Here is an 899-nt window from a genome sequence, read left to right as displayed (position 1 = left end):
ATCGAGCCCGGCTTACACAGCACCATACCGCGCTGCAGGTCCTCCTTGTCGATCCCGCGCAGCAGGATCCCGGCGTTGTCCCCGGCCTGCCCCTCATCGAGCATCCGACGGAACATCTCAATGCCGGTCACTACGCTGCTCATCGGGTCTTCAACGATTCCGACAATCTCAATCTCATCGTTCAGCTTGACCACACCCCGCTCGATACGACCGGTCGCCACCGTGCCGCGGCCGGTAATACTGAACACATCCTCGACCGGCATCAGGAATGGCTTTTCAATGTCGCGCTCGGGGGTCGGGATGGTCTCGTCGACCGCATCCATCAGGTCCAGAATCGCCTGCTCGTGCTCCTCTTTGCCGTTGAGCGCCTCCAGGGCACTCCCCTGAATGACCGGGATATTGTCCCCGTCAAACTCATAGGAGCTCAGCAGCTCGCGCACTTCCAGCTCCACCAGCTCAATCAGCTCCTCATCGTCAACCAGGTCGGTCTTGTTCATGAACACCACAATCTGCGGGACCCCTACCTGGCGGGCCAGCAGGATGTGCTCGCGGGTCTGCGGCATCGGACCGTCGGTGGCCGCTACCACCAGGATCGCCCCGTCCATCTGGGCCGCCCCGGTTACCATGTTCTTGACGTAGTCGGCGTGGCCCGGGCAGTCCACGTGGGCGTAGTGGCGGTCGTCGGTCTCATATTCCACGTGCGCCGTGGCTATCGTGATCCCCCGCTCGCGTTCCTCCGGGGCGTTGTCTATGTCGGCAAACTGCTTGGCCACCCCGCCGTAGTGCTTGGCCATGACCGTCGTAATGGCCGCCGTCAGGGTCGTCTTCCCGTGATCCACGTGACCAATCGTTCCAATATTAACATGCGGCTTCGTGCGCTGAAAGGTTTCTTTTGCCAT

The 899-nt window shown here is 61.4% G+C and carries 1 protein-coding gene; it reads right to left on the bottom strand.

Going from position 1 to position 899, the window contains the following annotated elements:
* A partial coding sequence (tuf, locus tag NC796_RS26615) for an elongation factor Tu (protein ID WP_310688927.1) occupies nt 1-899 on the bottom strand: 899 nt, incomplete at both ends.

Origin of the sequence: Aliifodinibius sp. S!AR15-10, assembly GCF_031569985.1 — a bacterium.
In the GTDB taxonomy this organism is placed as follows: Bacteria; Bacteroidota; Rhodothermia; order Balneolales; family Balneolaceae; genus JAMQKA01.
The sequence above is the reverse complement of the archived record's forward strand: the minus strand, read 5'-3'. Positions and strand labels throughout refer to the sequence as shown.